Source organism: Curtobacterium sp. 1544, from assembly GCF_040544915.1.
GTDB lineage: Bacteria > Actinomycetota > Actinomycetes > Actinomycetales > Microbacteriaceae > Curtobacterium > Curtobacterium pusillum_C.
The window spans coordinates 1-15,280 of record NZ_JBEPKX010000002.1; the positions used below are offsets into that span (position 1 = coordinate 1).

The 15,280-nt window shown below is 70.2% G+C and carries 9 protein-coding genes; 1 reads left to right on the top strand and 8 read right to left on the bottom strand.

Annotation, left to right across the window (positions count from 1 at the left end; translation table 11 throughout):
* Positions 1 to 151: 151 nt before the first annotated feature.
* From whiA to uvrB, 6 genes are all read right to left on the bottom strand, one after another.
* Positions 152 to 1,132: a DNA-binding protein WhiA gene (gene whiA, locus ABIC61_RS01555; RefSeq protein WP_354028557.1), complete on the bottom strand. Its 981-nt coding sequence runs from the start codon at positions 1,130 to 1,132 to the stop codon at positions 152 to 154.
* 76 nt (positions 1,133 to 1,208) lie between these two features.
* Positions 1,209 to 2,111: an RNase adapter RapZ gene (gene rapZ / locus ABIC61_RS01560; RefSeq protein ID WP_144749710.1), complete on the bottom strand. Its 903-nt coding sequence runs from the start codon at positions 2,109 to 2,111 to the stop codon at positions 1,209 to 1,211.
* 112 nt (positions 2,112 to 2,223) lie between these two features.
* Positions 2,224 to 4,293: an excinuclease ABC subunit UvrC gene (uvrC, locus tag ABIC61_RS01565; RefSeq protein WP_354028558.1), complete on the bottom strand. Its 2,070-nt coding sequence runs from the start codon at positions 4,291 to 4,293 to the stop codon at positions 2,224 to 2,226.
* Positions 4,294 to 7,323 (bottom strand): excinuclease ABC subunit UvrA, encoded by a 3,030-nt coding sequence (gene uvrA / locus ABIC61_RS01570; protein ID WP_354028559.1) that lies wholly within the window; start codon positions 7,321 to 7,323, stop codon positions 4,294 to 4,296. It abuts the gene before it with no gap.
* Positions 7,324 to 7,371: 48 nt separating this feature from the next.
* On the bottom strand, positions 7,372 to 8,286 hold the full coding sequence (locus ABIC61_RS01575) for an SDR family NAD(P)-dependent oxidoreductase (protein ID WP_354028560.1): 915 nt from the start codon (positions 8,284 to 8,286) through the stop codon (positions 7,372 to 7,374).
* A complete protein-coding gene (gene uvrB / locus ABIC61_RS01580; protein ID WP_144750774.1) occupies positions 8,276 to 10,348 on the bottom strand; it encodes an excinuclease ABC subunit UvrB in 2,073 nt (690 codons plus the stop codon). Before uvrB ends, ABIC61_RS01575 begins: the two co-directional genes overlap by 11 nt.
* 169 nt (positions 10,349 to 10,517) lie before the next feature.
* On the opposite strand from uvrB, the gene ABIC61_RS01585 reads away from it, so the two are divergent.
* Complete coding sequence (locus ABIC61_RS01585) at positions 10,518 to 11,846, top strand: MFS transporter (RefSeq protein WP_354028561.1); 1,329 nt, start codon at positions 10,518 to 10,520, stop codon at positions 11,844 to 11,846.
* A 609-nt stretch (positions 11,847 to 12,455) separates the two neighbouring features.
* Here ABIC61_RS01585 and ABIC61_RS01590 read toward each other — a convergent pair.
* On the bottom strand, positions 12,456 to 13,754 hold the full coding sequence (locus ABIC61_RS01590; RefSeq protein WP_354028562.1) for an acyltransferase: 1,299 nt from the start codon (positions 13,752 to 13,754) through the stop codon (positions 12,456 to 12,458).
* Entirely contained in the window at positions 13,751 to 15,247 is a 1,497-nt protein-coding gene (locus ABIC61_RS01595) for a class I adenylate-forming enzyme family protein (protein WP_354028563.1), read from the bottom strand. Before ABIC61_RS01595 ends, ABIC61_RS01590 begins: the two co-directional genes overlap by 4 nt.
* Positions 15,248 to 15,280 lie beyond the last annotated feature (33 nt).

Here is a 15,280-nt window from a genome sequence, read left to right on the forward strand (position 1 = left end):
GCCCCCCGTTTCCCCCCTCCGCCCCCGCCCCCCCCCAGGCCCCCTGGGCGGCGTCCGGGGGCTAACTGTACTCGCCCCCCCCCCCCCCCGGGGGGGGGGGGGGGGCCCCGGGCCCCCCCCGCCTCCCGTCCGGTGGTCGGAACGCGACCGATCAGGCCCCCTCGAGCTCCTCGGGAACGCTGGCCTCGGTCCCCGGGATGCCGAGGTCCGACGCCTTCTTGTCGGCCATCGCGAGCAGTCGGCGGATGCGACCGGCGATGGCGTCCTTCGTCATCGGCGGATCGGCGTGCTGGCCGAGCTCGTCGAGCGACGCGTCGCGGTGCTGCAGACGCAGGGAGCCGGCGTACTTGAGGTGGTCCGGGACCTCGTCGGCGAGGATCTCGAGCGCACGCTCGACGCGGGCGCACGCGGCGACGGCGGCCTGCGCCGAGCGGCGGAGGTTCGCGTCGTCGAAGTTGACCAGGCGGTTGGCGGTGGCGCGGACCTCGCGGCGCTGGCGCATCTCCTCCCACTCGGCGGTGGTGCGCGCGGCACCCATCACGGTGAGCATCTGACCGATGGCCTCGCCGTCGCGGATCACGACGCGGTGCACCCCGCGGACCTCACGGCCCTTGGCGGCGATGCCGAGGCGCGACGCGGCACCCACGAGCGCCATCGCTGCCTCGTTGCCCGGGCAGGTGACCTCGAGCGCGGCGGCCCGGCCCGGGTCGGTGAGCGTGCCGGCGGCGAGGAACGCACCGCGCCAGATCGCGGCGAGGTCTTCGCGGTTGCCGGTGGTCAGGCGGTTCGGCAGGCCACGGACCGGACGGCGGCGGGCGTCCATGAGGCCCGTCTGCCGGGCGAGGGTCTCCCCCGCCTCGAGCACGCGCACGAGGTACCGGGTGCCACGACGGGCGGACGCGGACGACCCCACCGACGCCTCGCTCCGCACGCCGTACAGCTCGGCGAGGTCCTTGCGCACACGGTGCACGATGATCCGGGTGTCGAGTTCGACCTCGACCGCGATCCGGCCCGAGATGACGTGCAGGCCGCCCGCGAACCGCAGGATGGTCGCGAGTTCGGCGGCGCGGACCGTGTTGCGGTTCACGACGACCCGGGCCAGTTCGTCCTTGACCTCGGCAGTCAACGGCACAGCATCATTCCTAACGTTTCTTCTGGTGGGGTCCGCGTGCCCCGGCGCACGTCGTGTGGAGCGGCCGGAGGGACGGTCACTCCCGGCCGAGATCTCGGTTCTTCACACGCACGGCGACGTCGGGCATCCCGCGGAGGATGTTCGCCAACTCGGCGACGATGGCGACCGAGCGGTGCTTCCCGCCGGTACAGCCGATGGCGATCGTAGCGTGTCTTTTGTTCTCGCGCTGGTACCCCTCGAACACCGGCTCGAGGACATCGGCGTAGCGATCGACGAAGGAGCGGGCTCCGGGCTGGGCCAGGACGTAGTCGGAGACCGGGGCGTCGAGGCCCGTGTGCGCCCGGAGTTCCGGGACCCAGTAGGGGTTCGGCAGGAACCGGACGTCGGCCACCATGTCGGCGTCGGCGGGCAGTCCGTACTTGAAGCCGAAGCTCATCAGCGTCACCTGAACACCCACGAAGTGGTCGTCGGCGAACTGCTCGGTGACCGCGTTCGCGAGCTGGTGGATGTTCAGGTCGGAGGTGTCGATCACGACGTCGGCGGCCTCGCGGAGCGCGGCCAGCCGACCACGCTCGCGGGCGATGCCGTCGAGCAGGGTGTCCTCGCCCTGCAGCGGGTGCGGTCGACGGACCTGCTCGAAGCGTCGGACCAGGACGGCGTCGGTCGCCTCGAGGAAGAGCACGCGGACCCTCGCTGAAGCGGACTTCCGCACCTGCTCGACGGCCTGCTCCGGGTCCGTGAAGAAGCGCCCGCCGCGCACGTCGACGACGGTGGCGATCTTCGGGATCTTCTCGCCCGCGCGGTCGGCGAGCTCGGTCAGCGGAGCGAGCATCTGGGTCGGCAGGTTGTCGACCACGTACCACCCGAGGTCCTCGAGGGCCTTGCCGACGGTGGACCGACCGGCGCCGGACATGCCGGTGACGATGAGGATGTCGTGCTGCTGCGGCGATCGTGTCGCTGCCTGGGCGCTGTCGGTCATCTGGGAGTGGGCTCCGTCGTGGCGGCCCGGGCGCGGCGCGTGTGTCGTTCCGGCTCGGGGAGGTCTCGGCTGCAGACCAGGCTATCGCCCGGACGGGAGGCGCGGGGCTGCGTCACGACGGGAGGTGCGGTCCGTCGTGGGTCACCTCGGGGACCCGCACCGGGCCTCCGGGGAGCGGCTGGCCGTCCGGCTCTGGCGTGCTGCCCGGGTCCGGTGCGCTGCCCGGGTCCGGTGCGCTGCCCGGCTCCGGTGCGCTGCCCGGCTCCGGCGCGCTCGTCGCGGGTGCGCTCGTCGGGGTCTGCGCCAGCTTGGTGACGACCGCTGCGGCGGTCGCCGGCCCGACGCCGTTGACCTCGCTGATCTCCTCGGCAGTGGCCTCGCGCAACCGCGCGACCGACCCGAAGTGCTTCAGCAGGGCATTCACCCGCGTCGGACCGAGTCCGGGGATCTCGGACAGCCGCGACCGGACGTCGCGCTTCCGACGCGTCCGCTGGTGGGTGATGGCGAAGCGGTGCGCTTCGTCGCGGATGCGCTGGATGACGAACAGCGCCTCGGAGTTGCGCGGCAGGATCACCGGGAAGTCGTCGTCGGGCAGCCAGAGCTCCTCGAGTCGCTTCGCGATCCCGACCAGGGCGATGTCGTGCACGCCGGCGTCGTCCATCGCGCGCTTCGCGGCCTGCACCTGCGGCTGCCCGCCGTCCACGATGAGCAACTGCGGTCGGTACGCGAACCGCTTGGTCGGCTTCGAACCCTCGACCACCTCGTCGCTCGTGACGTCCGGCACGTCGGGCAGTTCGGCGTCCTCGTCCAGGCGTGCCAGGCGCCGGCTGAGCACCTGGTACATGCTGTCGGTGTCGTCGGTCGTCTCGGCGATCGAGTACCGCCGGTACTGGTCCTTGCGCGGCAGACCGTCCTCGAACACCACCATCGAGGCGACGACGTTCGTGCCCTGCAGGTGCGAGATGTCGTAGCACTCCATGCGGAGCGGTGCCTCGGTCATGCCGAGGGCGTCCTGGATGTCCGCGAGGGCGGCAGAACGGGTCGTGTAGTCGGCCGAGCGCTTCGTCTTGTAGAGCATGAGCGCCTGCGCCGCGTTCTGCGCCGCGGTCCGCGCGAGGCCCGCCCGGTCACCGCGCTGGGCCGTGCTGAGCTTCGTGCCGCGTCCGCCACGCCGTTCGCTGAGCCACTGCTGCAGGGCGTCGGCGTCCTCCGGCAGCTCGGGCACGACGACCTCGCGCGGGGGTTCCTCGACGGCGTACTGCCCCTGCACGATCTGTTCGATGAGGTCACCCGTCGAGATGTCGAGCTCCTTGTCGACCACCCACCCGCGGACACCGCGGATGCGCCCGCCCCGGACGGAGAACAGCTGCACGGCGGCGGCGAGTTCGTCCTCGGAGATGCCGAACAGGTCGAGGTCCACCGAGTCACGGAGCACCACGGCGGACTTCTCGAGCACCGCCTCGAGCGCGCCGACCTGGTCGCGGTACTTCGCGGCCTGCTCGTAGTCCATGGCGTCGGCTGCGGCGCCCATCCGCTGCCGCAGCGTGGTGATCACCCGACGGTCGTAGCTGCCCATGAAGCGGACGAACTCCTCGACCATGGCCCGGTGCTCGGCGATCGTGACCTTCTGCGAGCACGGACCGCCGCACTTGCCGATCTGACCCGGGAAGCACGGCTTGCCGGTCTGCATGGCCTTCTTGTACGACGAGTCCGAGCAGGTACGGATCGGGAAGACCTTGATCATCAGGTCGATGGTGTCGTGCACGGCCCAGATCTTCGGGTACGGCCCGAAGTACTTCGCGCCCTTGATCTTCCGGTTCCGCGTCACCATCACCCGCGGGGACTCCTCGCCCAGGGTGATCGCCATGTACGGGTACGACTTGTCGTCACGGAACTTGACGTTGAACGGCGGATCGAACTCCTTGATCCACGTGTACTCGAGCTGCAGCGCCTCGATCTCGGAGCCGACGGTTGTCCACTCGACGCTGCGCGCCGTGAGGACCATCCGCCGCGTCCGCTCGTGCAGCGTCGGCAGCGGCGCGAAGTAGTTGCTCAGCCGCGCGCGGAGGTTCTTCGCCTTGCCGACGTAGAGCACCCGGCCGGCCTCGTCGCGCCAACGGTAGACGCCCGGGTCGGTCGGGATCTCACCGGCCTTCGGGCGCCACGGGACGGTGTCCGCCACCTACCGAGCACCCGCCTTCTGCTTGCTGGGCTTCTGCGCCTTCTGCGATGCCGTCCGGGCACCGACCGCCTGCTGCTTGCCCACGCGGGCGTCCTGCGCGTCGAAGATCTCCTTGAGGAACACACCGGTGTGGCTCTCGGGCACGTTCGCGACGTGCTCCGGGGTGCCGGTCGCCAGGACCGTCCCGCCACCGGAACCGCCCTCCGGGCCCATGTCGATGAGCCAGTCCGCCGACTTGATGACGTCGAGGTTGTGCTCGATCGTGATCACGGTGTTGCCCTTGTCGACCAGGCTCTGCAGCACCAGCAGCAGCTTCCGGACGTCCTCGAAGTGCAGGCCCGTCGTCGGCTCGTCGAGCACGTAGACGGTCCGGCCGTTCGAGCGCCGCTGCAGCTCGGTCGCGAGCTTCACGCGCTGTGCCTCGCCACCGGAGAGGGTCGTCGCGCTCTGCCCGAGCCGGACGTACCCGAGGCCCACGTCGACCAGGGTCGCCATGTAGCGGTGGATCGCGGAGATCGGTTCGAAGAACTCGGCGGCCTCGCTGATCGGCATGTCGAGGACCTCGGAGATGTCCTTGCCCTTGTAGTGCACCTGCAGCGTCTCGCGGTTGTAGCGCGCTCCGCCGCAGACCTCGCACGCGACGTAGACGTCGGGCAGGAAGTTCATCTCGATCTTGATCGTGCCGTCACCCGAGCAGTTCTCGCAGCGACCGCCCTTGACGTTGAAGCTGAAGCGGCCGGGCTGGTACCCGCGCGCCTTCGCCTCGGGCGTCTCGGCGAACAGCTGACGGATCCGGTCGAACACGCCCGTGTACGTCGCCGGGTTCGACCGAGGGGTCCGACCGATCGGCGCCTGGTCGACGTGCACGACCTTGTCGAGCTGGTCGAGGCCCTTCACGCGGGTGTGCTTGCCGGCGATGTGCCGGGCCCCGTTGAGCTGGTTGGCGAGCACCTTGTACAGGATGTCGTTGACCAGCGTGGACTTGCCCGAACCGCTCACCCCGGTGACCGCGGTGAAGACGCCGAGCGGGAAGTCCGCGTCGATCGACTTGAGGTTGTTCGCCCGCGCTCCCTGCACACTGATCGTGCGCTTCAGGTTGACCTTGCGGCGCTCCGCCGGGACCTCGATCGCGCGTCGGCCGGCGAGGTAGTCCCCCGTGATCGACTCGCGGTTCTCGATGATCCCCTCGTAGGACCCCGAGTGCACGACGTTGCCGCCGTTGACGCCCGCGCCGGGACCGATGTCGACGACCCAGTCCGCGGTGCGGATGGTGTCCTCGTCGTGCTCGACGACGATCAGGGTGTTCCCGAGGTCCTTGAGCTTCACCAGGGTGTCGATGAGCCGCCGGTTGTCGCGCTGGTGCAGGCCGATGCTCGGCTCGTCGAGGACGTACAGGACGCCGGTCAGGCCGGAACCGATCTGCGTCGCCAGACGGATGCGCTGGGCCTCGCCACCGGACAGGCCGCCGGCGCCGCGTGCGAGCGTGAGGTAGTTCAGGCCGACCTCGAGCAGGAACTCGAGGCGTGCCCGGATCTCGCGGAGGACCGCCGCCGCGATGTGCGCTTCGCGCTCCGTCAGCGTCAGGCTGTCCATGAACGCGTACGCGTTGTCGAGGGACATCTCGGTGACGTCCGCGATGCTCCGACCGTCGACCGAGACCGCGAGGACCTCGGGCTTGAGGCGCGTGCCCTCGCAGACCGGGCAGGGGACCTCGCGCAGGTAGCCCTGGAACCGCTGCCGCTGCGAGTCCGACTCGGCCTCGGCGAACTTGCGCTCGATGTAGGGCATGACGCCCTCGAAGCCGCTCGTGTACCGCATCTCGCGGCCGAAGCGGTTCCGCCAGGACACCGACACCTGGAAGTCCTTGCCGGTGAGGATCGCTGCCTGCACCGACGCGTCGAGCTTGCTCCACGGGGTGTCCAGGTCGAAGCCGAGCTCCTTGCCGAGACCGGCGAGGAGCTTCTCGAAGTACGAGTAGAGCCCGCTCGTGCCGGTCCAGGGCAGCAGCACGCCGTCACGCAGCGACGCTTCGGGGTCGCCGAGGACGAGGTCCGGGTCGACGGACATACGGGTCCCGAGGCCGGAGCACTCCGGGCAGGCGCCGAACGGTGCGTTGAACGAGAAGGTCCGCGGCTCGATCTCGGTGAGTGCCAGCGGGTGGTTGTTCGGGCACGACAGGTTCTCGGAGTAGGTCCGGACCGCACCGGGACCCTCGGCGTCGACGAGGTCGATCGCCACCGTGCCGTCGGTCAGGCGCAACGCCGTCTCGAGCGAGTCGGTGAGGCGTCCGAGGATGTCCTCGTTGGACACCAGCCGGTCGACGATCACCGAGATGTCGTGCTTGACCTGCTTCTTGAGCTTCGGCGGGTCGCTGAGCTGGATGCGCTCCCCGTCGACGATCGCGCGGGCGTAGCCGGACGCCGCGAGCTCCTGGAAGAGGTCGACGAACTCGCCCTTCTTCTTGGAGATGACGGGCGCGAGGACCTGGAAACGCGTGCCGGACTCGAACTCCATGAGCTGGTCGGCGATCTGCTGCACGCTCTGCTTGCTGATCACCTCGCCGCAGACGGGGCAGTGCGGGATGCCGATGCGCGCCCAGAGCAGACGCATGTAGTCGTAGACCTCGGTGATGGTGCCGACGGTGGAGCGCGGGTTGCGGTTCGTCGACTTCTGGTCGATCGACACCGCTGGCGACAGTCCCTCGATGAAGTCGACGTCGGGACGGTCGACCTGCCCGAGGAACTGGCGCGCGTACGCGGAGAGCGACTCCACGTAGCGACGTTGCCCCTCGGCGAAGATCGTGTCGAACGCGAGCGAGGACTTGCCGGATCCGGACAGGCCGGTGAACACGACGAGTGAGTCCCGCGGGATCTCGAGGTCGACGTCACGCAGGTTGTGCACGCGAGCACCCCGCACGCTGAGCGTCGAGGTGCTGTGGGGTGCCGTCCCGCCGGGGAGGTGGAGGTCAACGGGCTCGCCGAAGGCGTTCCGGCCCGAGGTCGAGGTACCGCGGTCAGAGGTGATGGTCATCGTCGTCGATTCTACGAAGCGGCACCGACATTCGGCCGCGATGAACGGTCAGACGAGTGCGTCGAGAGCGAACGCGACCCCGGAGGCCCGCTCACTCGCGGCCCAGAGCCGGGCTGCCTCGGTGCGGTCGTGGGCCTTCGGTTCGGCACGGACGACCGCCGCGGGTCCCCGAAGCTGCATCCAGCCGTCGGGTCCCCAGTACTGCCCGGAGCGGACACCAGCGCCCACCGCGGCGTGGACGAGGGGCTCCGCACCAGCGTCCTTGCCCTGGGCGTACAGCCGCTGCGCCGGGCGGGTCCACGCCGGCTCCGACCGCGAGGCCGCGATGTCCGGTCGCTCGGGGGCGAGGACGTCGAGCGAGAACCCCGGGTGCGCGACGACGCTGGCGACGGTCGACCCGGCGTCCGCCAGCCGTTCGGCGAGCTCGAAGCCGAAGAGCATCACCGCGAGCTTGCTGCGGCCGTACTGCCGGTAGCTCGAGTAGCGACCGGCCCCGAGCGGGTCGGCGCTGTCGAGCCGCGCCCACCGGTGGGCGATCGATCCGAGGTGCACCACTCGCCCCGACCGAGCCTCGAGCAGCGGGAGTGTCAGCGCGGTCCACGCGAAGTGCCCCAGGTGGTTCGTGCCGATCTGCAGCTCCGTGCCCTGCGGCGTGGTCTGCATCGAGGTGGACCCGACCACGCCGGCGTTGTTGACGATCGCGTCCACACCGTCCGGTTCCAGCCGCGCGAGTTCGTCGGCACCGGCCCGGACGCTGTCCAGGTCGGCCAGGTCGAGGTGCACGTGCCCGAGGTCGGCGTCCGGCACGTGGCGACGGATGCTCCGCTCGGCTGCCGCGGCACGGGTCGCGCTGCGCGTCGCGAGCACCACGCGGTGCCCGGCGTCCGCGAGCTGTTCGGCCGCGAAGTACCCGAGGCCGGCGCTCGCCCCCGTGACGACGACGGTCCGACGGTCAGCTGACATGGCCGGCGGACTCCATCTGCCGCAGTGCCTTCTTGAGGTCCTGCACCTCGTCGCGAAGGCGGGCGGCCAGCTCGAACTTCAGCTCGGCCGCGGCCTGCAGCATCTGTCCGTTGAGGTCGCCGATGGTCGCCTCGAGCTGGGTCGCGCCCTCGCCCGCGATGCCGCCGCGCTTCAGGTTCGGCGTGGGCGAGCGGCGACCGTCGGCGCCGGGACGTCCCTCGAGCAGCGCCTTCGTGTCGTCGTTCTCGCGCTGCAGCACCTCGGTGATGTCGGCGATCTTCTTGCGGAGCGGCTGCGGGTCGATGCCGTGCTCGGTGTTGTAGGCGACCTGCTTCTCGCGACGGCGGTCGGTCTCCTCGATCGCCTGCTTCATCGAGTCGGTCATCTTGTCGGCGTACATGAGCACCTGCCCCGACACGTTGCGGGCAGCACGACCGATCGTCTGGATGAGCGACGTCGACGACCGCAGGAAGCCCTCCTTGTCGGCGTCGAGGATGGCGACCAGGGAGACCTCGGGCAGGTCGAGGCCCTCGCGCAGCAGGTTGATGCCGACGAGCACGTCGTAGACGCCCTGGCGGAGCTCGGTCAGGAGCTCCACGCGCTTCAGGGTGTCGACGTCGGAGTGCAGGTACCGGACCCGGACGCCGGCGTTGCCGAGGAAGTCGGTGAGTTCCTCCGCCATCCGCTTCGTCAGCGTGGTGACGAGCACGCGTTCGTCCTTGTCGACGCGCTGCTTGATCTCCTCGAGCAGGTCGTCGATCTGGCCGTCGCTCGGCTTCACGACGATCTCGGGGTCGATCAGGCCCGTCGGGCGGATGATCTGCTCCACGACGCTGTCGGTCACGCCGAGCTCGTACCGCCCCGGCGTCGCCGACAAGTACACCTTCTGCCCGGAGCGCTCGAGGAACTCCTCCCACGTCAGCGGGCGGTTGTCGAGCGCGCTCGGCAGGCGGAAGCCGTGTTCGACGAGCGTGCGCTTCCGCGACGCGTCGCCCTCGTACATCGCACCGATCTGCGGCACCGTGACGTGCGACTCGTCGATCACGATGAGGAGGTCGTCGGGGAAGAAGTCGAGCAGGCAGTGCGGCGGCTCGCCCGCGCCACGGCCGTCCATGTGCCGCGAGTAGTTCTCGATGCCGGAGCAGAAGCCGATCTGCTCCATCATCTCGATGTCGAACGTGGTGCGCATCCGCAGCCGCTGGGCTTCGAGCAGCTTGCCCTGCCCCTCGAGTTCGGCGAGGCGCTCTGCGAGCTCTTCCTTGATGGTGCCGATGGCCCGGTGCATCACCTCGGTGTCGGCGACGTAGTGCGACGCCGGGAAGATCGACACTGCGGGCATGTCCTCGATCACGTTGCCGGTGAGCGGGTGCAGGTACGACAGCGCTTCGACCTCGTCACCGAACATCTCGATGCGGATCGCCTGCTCTTCGTACATCGGGATGATCTCGAGCGTGTCGCCGCGGACCCGGAACGTGCCGCGGGCGAAGTCGACGTCGTTGCGCTGGTACTGCATCGCGACGAACTTGCGGACGAGCTGGTCGCGCGAGATCGTCTGGCCGACGTGCAGCGCGACCGAGGCGTTCATGTACTGCTCCGGCGTGCCGAGGCCGTAGATGCAGGACACGGTCGAGACCACCACGACGTCGCGTCGGCTGAGCAGGGAGTTCGTCGTCGAGTGCCGGAGCCGCTCGACCTCGGCGTTGACCGAGGAGTCCTTCTCGATGAAGGTGTCCGTCTGCGGGACGTACGCCTCGGGCTGGTAGTAGTCGTAGTAGGAGACGAAGTACTCGACCGCGTTCTCCGGCAGCAGGCTGCGGAACTCGTTCGCGAGCTGGGCCGCGAGCGTCTTGTTGTGCGCGAGGACGAGCGTCGGCCGCTGCACCTGCTCGATGAGCCAGGCGGTGGTCGCGGACTTGCCGGTACCGGTCGCACCGAGCAGCACCACGTCGGTCTCACCGGCGTTGATCCGTCCCGCGAGTTCGGCGATCGCCGCGGGCTGGTCGCCGCTCGGCGAGTACTCGCTGATGACCTCGAACGGGCGGACCGCGCGCGTGGGCTCGATTGACACTGACATGGCTCCAACGGTAGTCGGGACCCCTGACACCGGAGCCGTCTGCTCGCCCTCGGCGTATCGTCCGTCCCAAGCAGCCTCCAAGACGGCTGATAACGACCGGGCATAGCCTCCGATCCGTTCAGCAACCCGACACCTTCTCACTCCCCGAAGAGGCCCCATGACGACGGCGACCCCCGCCGCACCGACGAAGGGCACCCCGATCCGCGGACGCATCCGCGGACGGGTGCTCATCCTGCTGTGCTGCATGTACGCGATCTCGTACATCGACCGCACGAACATCTCCACCGCGCTCCCCCACATCACCGAGGACTTCGGCTTCAACGAGACGACGGCGGGGCTCATCGTCTCCGCCTTCGCCCTGCCGTACGCGCTGCTGCAGGTCTTCGGGGGGACCATCGCCGAGAAGTTCGGCCCGCGGAAGGCCCTCTTCGTCATCACCGTCGTCTGGGGCGTGGCCACGCTGTGGACGGGGTTCTCGGTCGGGTTCTGGACCCTCTTCGCCGCCCGCGCACTCCTCGGTCTCAGTGAGGCCGCGGCGTTCCCCGCAGCGACCCAGGCGATGAGCCGGTGGATCCCCCGCGACCGGAACGGCTTCGCGCAGGGCGTCGTGCACTCGGCCGCCCGGCTCGGGAACGCCCTCGCACCGCTCCTGGTCGCGTGGGTGATCGGCGCCACCGGCAGCTGGCGCTGGGCGTTCTTCGCGACCGCCGTGCTGTCGATCGCGTGGGCCATCGTCTGGTTCGTCTGGTTCCGCGACAAGCCCGAGGACACCGCGGGCATCAAGCAGGTCGAACTCGACGAGCTCCCGCCCGTCGAGACCCGCGCGACCCGACCGCCGGTCCCGTGGCGCACGCTCGCCCGCCAGATCCTGCCGGTCACCTTCGTCGACTTCGGCTACGGCTGGGTGCTCTGGGTGTTCCTCACCTGGATCCCGACCTTCCTGAGCAGCACGTACGGCCTGCCGATCAGCCAGTTCGCGCTCTTCACCACCCTGGTGCTGCTCGCCGGCGTCGTCGGGGACACGGTCGGCGGCATGCTGAGCGACCGCATCATCCACCGAGGGGGCAACAGCCGGAACGCCCGACGGATCGTGCTCGTCATCGGGCTGGGCGGCTCGCTCGTCTGCCTGCTCCCGCTCGTCATCGGGCAGGGCCTCGTCGTGGCGACGATCTCCCTCGCCCTCTCGTTCTTCTTCCTCGAGCTCTGCAACGCGAACCTCTGGGCGATCCCGATGGACGTCGCGCCCCAGTGGTCCGGCACGGCGTCCGGCTTCATGAACACCGGCTTCGGCATCGCCGGCGTCATCTCGCCGATCGTGTTCGGCGTGCTCATCGACGCCTCTGGCTGGCAACTGCCGTTCGCGCTGTCGTGCGCACTGCTCGCGGCGGCTGCGGTCGTCGCGTGGGTCATGAAGCCGCAGCGGCTCACGATGACCGACGGCGTCCTCGAGATCGGCACCCCGAAGGCCGAGCAGCCGGCCGCCTGATACACCCGCTCGCGCCCCACCGGACGGGAGGCGCGGTGCCAGCCCGCCCCGCGCCTCCAGACCGACACCCACTCGCCGAAGCGACAGATCCCGTCAACCGCACCACCTTCCTGCCGCCAACGCGACAGATTGCGTGGAACCATCCGCAGCACTCTGTCGCTTTCGCGACGCAGCGTCTACCGGACGGGAGGCACGGTGCCAGCCCGCCCCGCGCCTCCAGGCCGACACCCACTCGCCGAAGCGACGGGTCCCGTCACGCGCGCCACCTTCCTACCGCCGAGGCGACAGATTGCGCGGAACCGTCCGCAGCACACTGTCGCTCACGCGACGGCGGCCGAGCGGGCCGGTACGGACCCGACGGGAGGCGCGGTGCCAGCCCGCCCCGCGCCTCCAGGCCGACACCCACTCGCCGAAGCGACAGATCCCGTCACGCGCAGCACCTTGCTACCGCCAAGGCGACAGATTGCGCGGAACCGTCCGCAGCACTCTGTCGCTTTCGCGACGCAGCGTCTACCGGACGGGAGGCACGGTGCCCGCCCGCCCCGCGCCTCCAGGCCGACACCCACTCGCCGAAGCGGCGGATCTCGTCAACCGCACCTTGCCGCCGCGTCAGCGCGCGGCGCGCCGCCCCACGTCGTCCGTCTCGCCCACGAGCGCGTCGTCGGGTTCGACCGGCTCCGCCGACCGCGCCGGTGCGGGCACCGGCGACGGCACCCCCGCAGCAGCCGCACGCTTCCGCGTCCGTGCCTCCCGCTGCCCGCGGGACGCGAGCGACGGCCGCCCGGTCAGCGGCACGCTCAACGGCGTCCACCGGAACAACTCCGTCACCGCGACGGACAGCACGAGCACGAGCAGGTACGTCACGAGCGTCAGCCACGGCTTCGGGACGACCCGCTCGAGCCAGCTGTCGCCGTACAGCAGGATCCAGATCATGAACGGGTGGCTCAGGAAGATCCCGAACGACCGGTCGGACCCGTAGTCGATGAAGCGTGCAAGCGGGCTGCCGGGCCGGCGTCGGTCCGCCCAGCGGGCTCCGATCGCCAGGAACCCGACGAAGACCGCGCCGCTCCAGATCGCCTGGATCGGCTGCAACGGGGTGCCGGCGGCGTAGAGCGACTGTCCGAGCCCGACCTGCAGCGCCCAGACGCCGAGGGTGAGGACGCCCACCCCGGCGAAGCCCCAGAGCACGGCACGCCGGTGAACGCGGATGAAGCGGAGGAAGCGGTCGGCATGGTCCGCGGCGATGGCGCCGGACACGATGAAGAACACGTACGAGAAGAAGAACTGCTTCTGGTGCCCCTGCAGCCACGCGTCGCTCGCGGGGAAGTACTTGTACCCGGCGAAGACGACGAGCTGGACCACCAGGGAGACGACGAGCAGGGTGACGTGGTGGCCGCGGGTCCTCCGCACGATCCAGACGATCACCGGCAGCAGCAGGTACACCTGCATGGTCACCAGCAGGAAGTACAGGTGGTACCAGGAGACCCCGGTGACGATGCCCTCGGCGTAGGTGCGGACGAGGTCGGGGACGTCGCCTCGCCGGGTGCTGCTGAGCAACCACGACGCGGCGACGTAGACGAACGACCACGCCAGGTACGGCATACCCACGAGCAGGAAGCGCTTCGGCCAGAACTGCGCCATCGGCCGCGGCCGGAGCGTGTAGCTGTACACGAGCACGAACGCCGTGAGCGAGAAGAACACCAGGCGGGTGAAGTGCAACAGCCCGAGCAGTGCGTTCAGCGGCACGTCGTCGGTGGCGACCGTGTGGCTCGTGGTGTGGACGCCGATCACGCACGCGAAGGTGAGGATGCGGAGGACGTCCACCTCGTACAGGTGACGGGGCTTCCCCTCCGCGGTCCGGGTGGGCGTCTGCTCGCCGGTGCCCGCAGCGGAAGCAGCGGCGCTCACGGGTGGGCGGCCATCGTGCGCACCTTCGCCCGCTGCACCTTGCCGGTCGGTGCGCGGGGCAGGTCGGGTACGACGACGATCTCGACGGGGCGCCGGAACCGGGTGAGGCGTGCCTCGGCGCGTGCGGTCAGGTCGGCGACGAGGGCCTCGGCGTCGACCGGCTCGTCGGGTTGCGGGATGACGTACGCGATCGGCACGGCACCGAGGACGTCGTGCGGGCGGCCGACGACGACGGCTTCGAGGACGCGTTCGTCCCCGAGCAGGACGTCCTCGACCTCGGACGGGTACACCTTCTCGCCACCGCGGTTGATCACGTCGTCGGAGCGCCCCGCGAGGGACACCCATCCGTCCGCCGAAACCGAGCCGACGTCCCCCGTGCTCAGCCAGCCGTCGGCGTCGAAGCGTTCGGCGGCGCGGCCGAACAGGTAGCGGTGGACGATGCCCTCGCCGCGGATCCAGAGCGCACCGACCTCGTCGGCGGGCAGGACGGAGCCGTCCTCGCCGCGGACCTGCACCTCGGAACCCACTGGCACGCCCACGGTCCCGACGCGTGCCGACGCACCGAGCGGGGTCGCGGTGATCTGCGACGCGCCCTCGGTCATCCCCCAGCTCACGACGAGCGGGACGTCGCCCAGCGCCTGACGCACCGGGTCGGGCAGCGGAGCCGACGCACTGCGGACGAAGCGCAGGCCCTCCGGGAAGTCCAGCGGTCCGGTCTTCGCGAGGACCGCGAGGATCGCCGGCACCGCGTTCAGCCAGGTGATCCGTCGCTCGGCGAGCAGCTCCCAGAACCCGGTGCGGCGGAAGCGTCGGTCGAGCACGAGCGTCGCGCCGGACACCAGCGTCGCGAGCAGGCCGACGACCTCGGCGTTCACGTGGAAGAGCGGCAGGGAGTTGAAGCCGCGGTCCGCCGACGTGAGGGCGTTGTGGCGTGCGACGGCGCGTGCCACGAAGAGCAGCTGCGACTCGGGCAGTTCGACACCCTTCGGCGTGCCGGTCGACCCGGAGGTGAACAGCACGACCGATCCCTCGCCCGGAGCATCCGGGCTCTCCGACGGCAGGTCGCCGTCGCGGACGCCGGCCGGGAGGAACGTGGCCGCGTCGATCCCGCTGGCGGGAGCTCCGGGGACGGTCGCGTCCGCGGCGCGGTCCGACACCACCATGGAGGCCCCACCGATCAGGTCGGCGAGCCGACCGGGTTCCGTCGTCGGCTGGCCGGTGTCCACGGGGATCGCCCGGCGACCGGTCGCGAGGGCGGCGAGGTGCACGACGGCGAAGGCGAGCGGGTCACCGAGGTCGACGAGGACCGCGCCGGACGCCGGGACGCCGATCGCGTCGAACGTCGACGACCACGCGGACACGGCGTCGTCGAGGGCACGGTAGGTCAGGACGCGGTCACTGCGCGCGTCCTCGAGGTAGTTGCGCTCGCCGTCCTGCTCCGCCCGGGTGCGGATGATCGAGCGCAGGTCGGGTCGTTCGCCTGCATGCTGCACGGACTCAGAGTATTGCGGCTCCCTATGACGGGT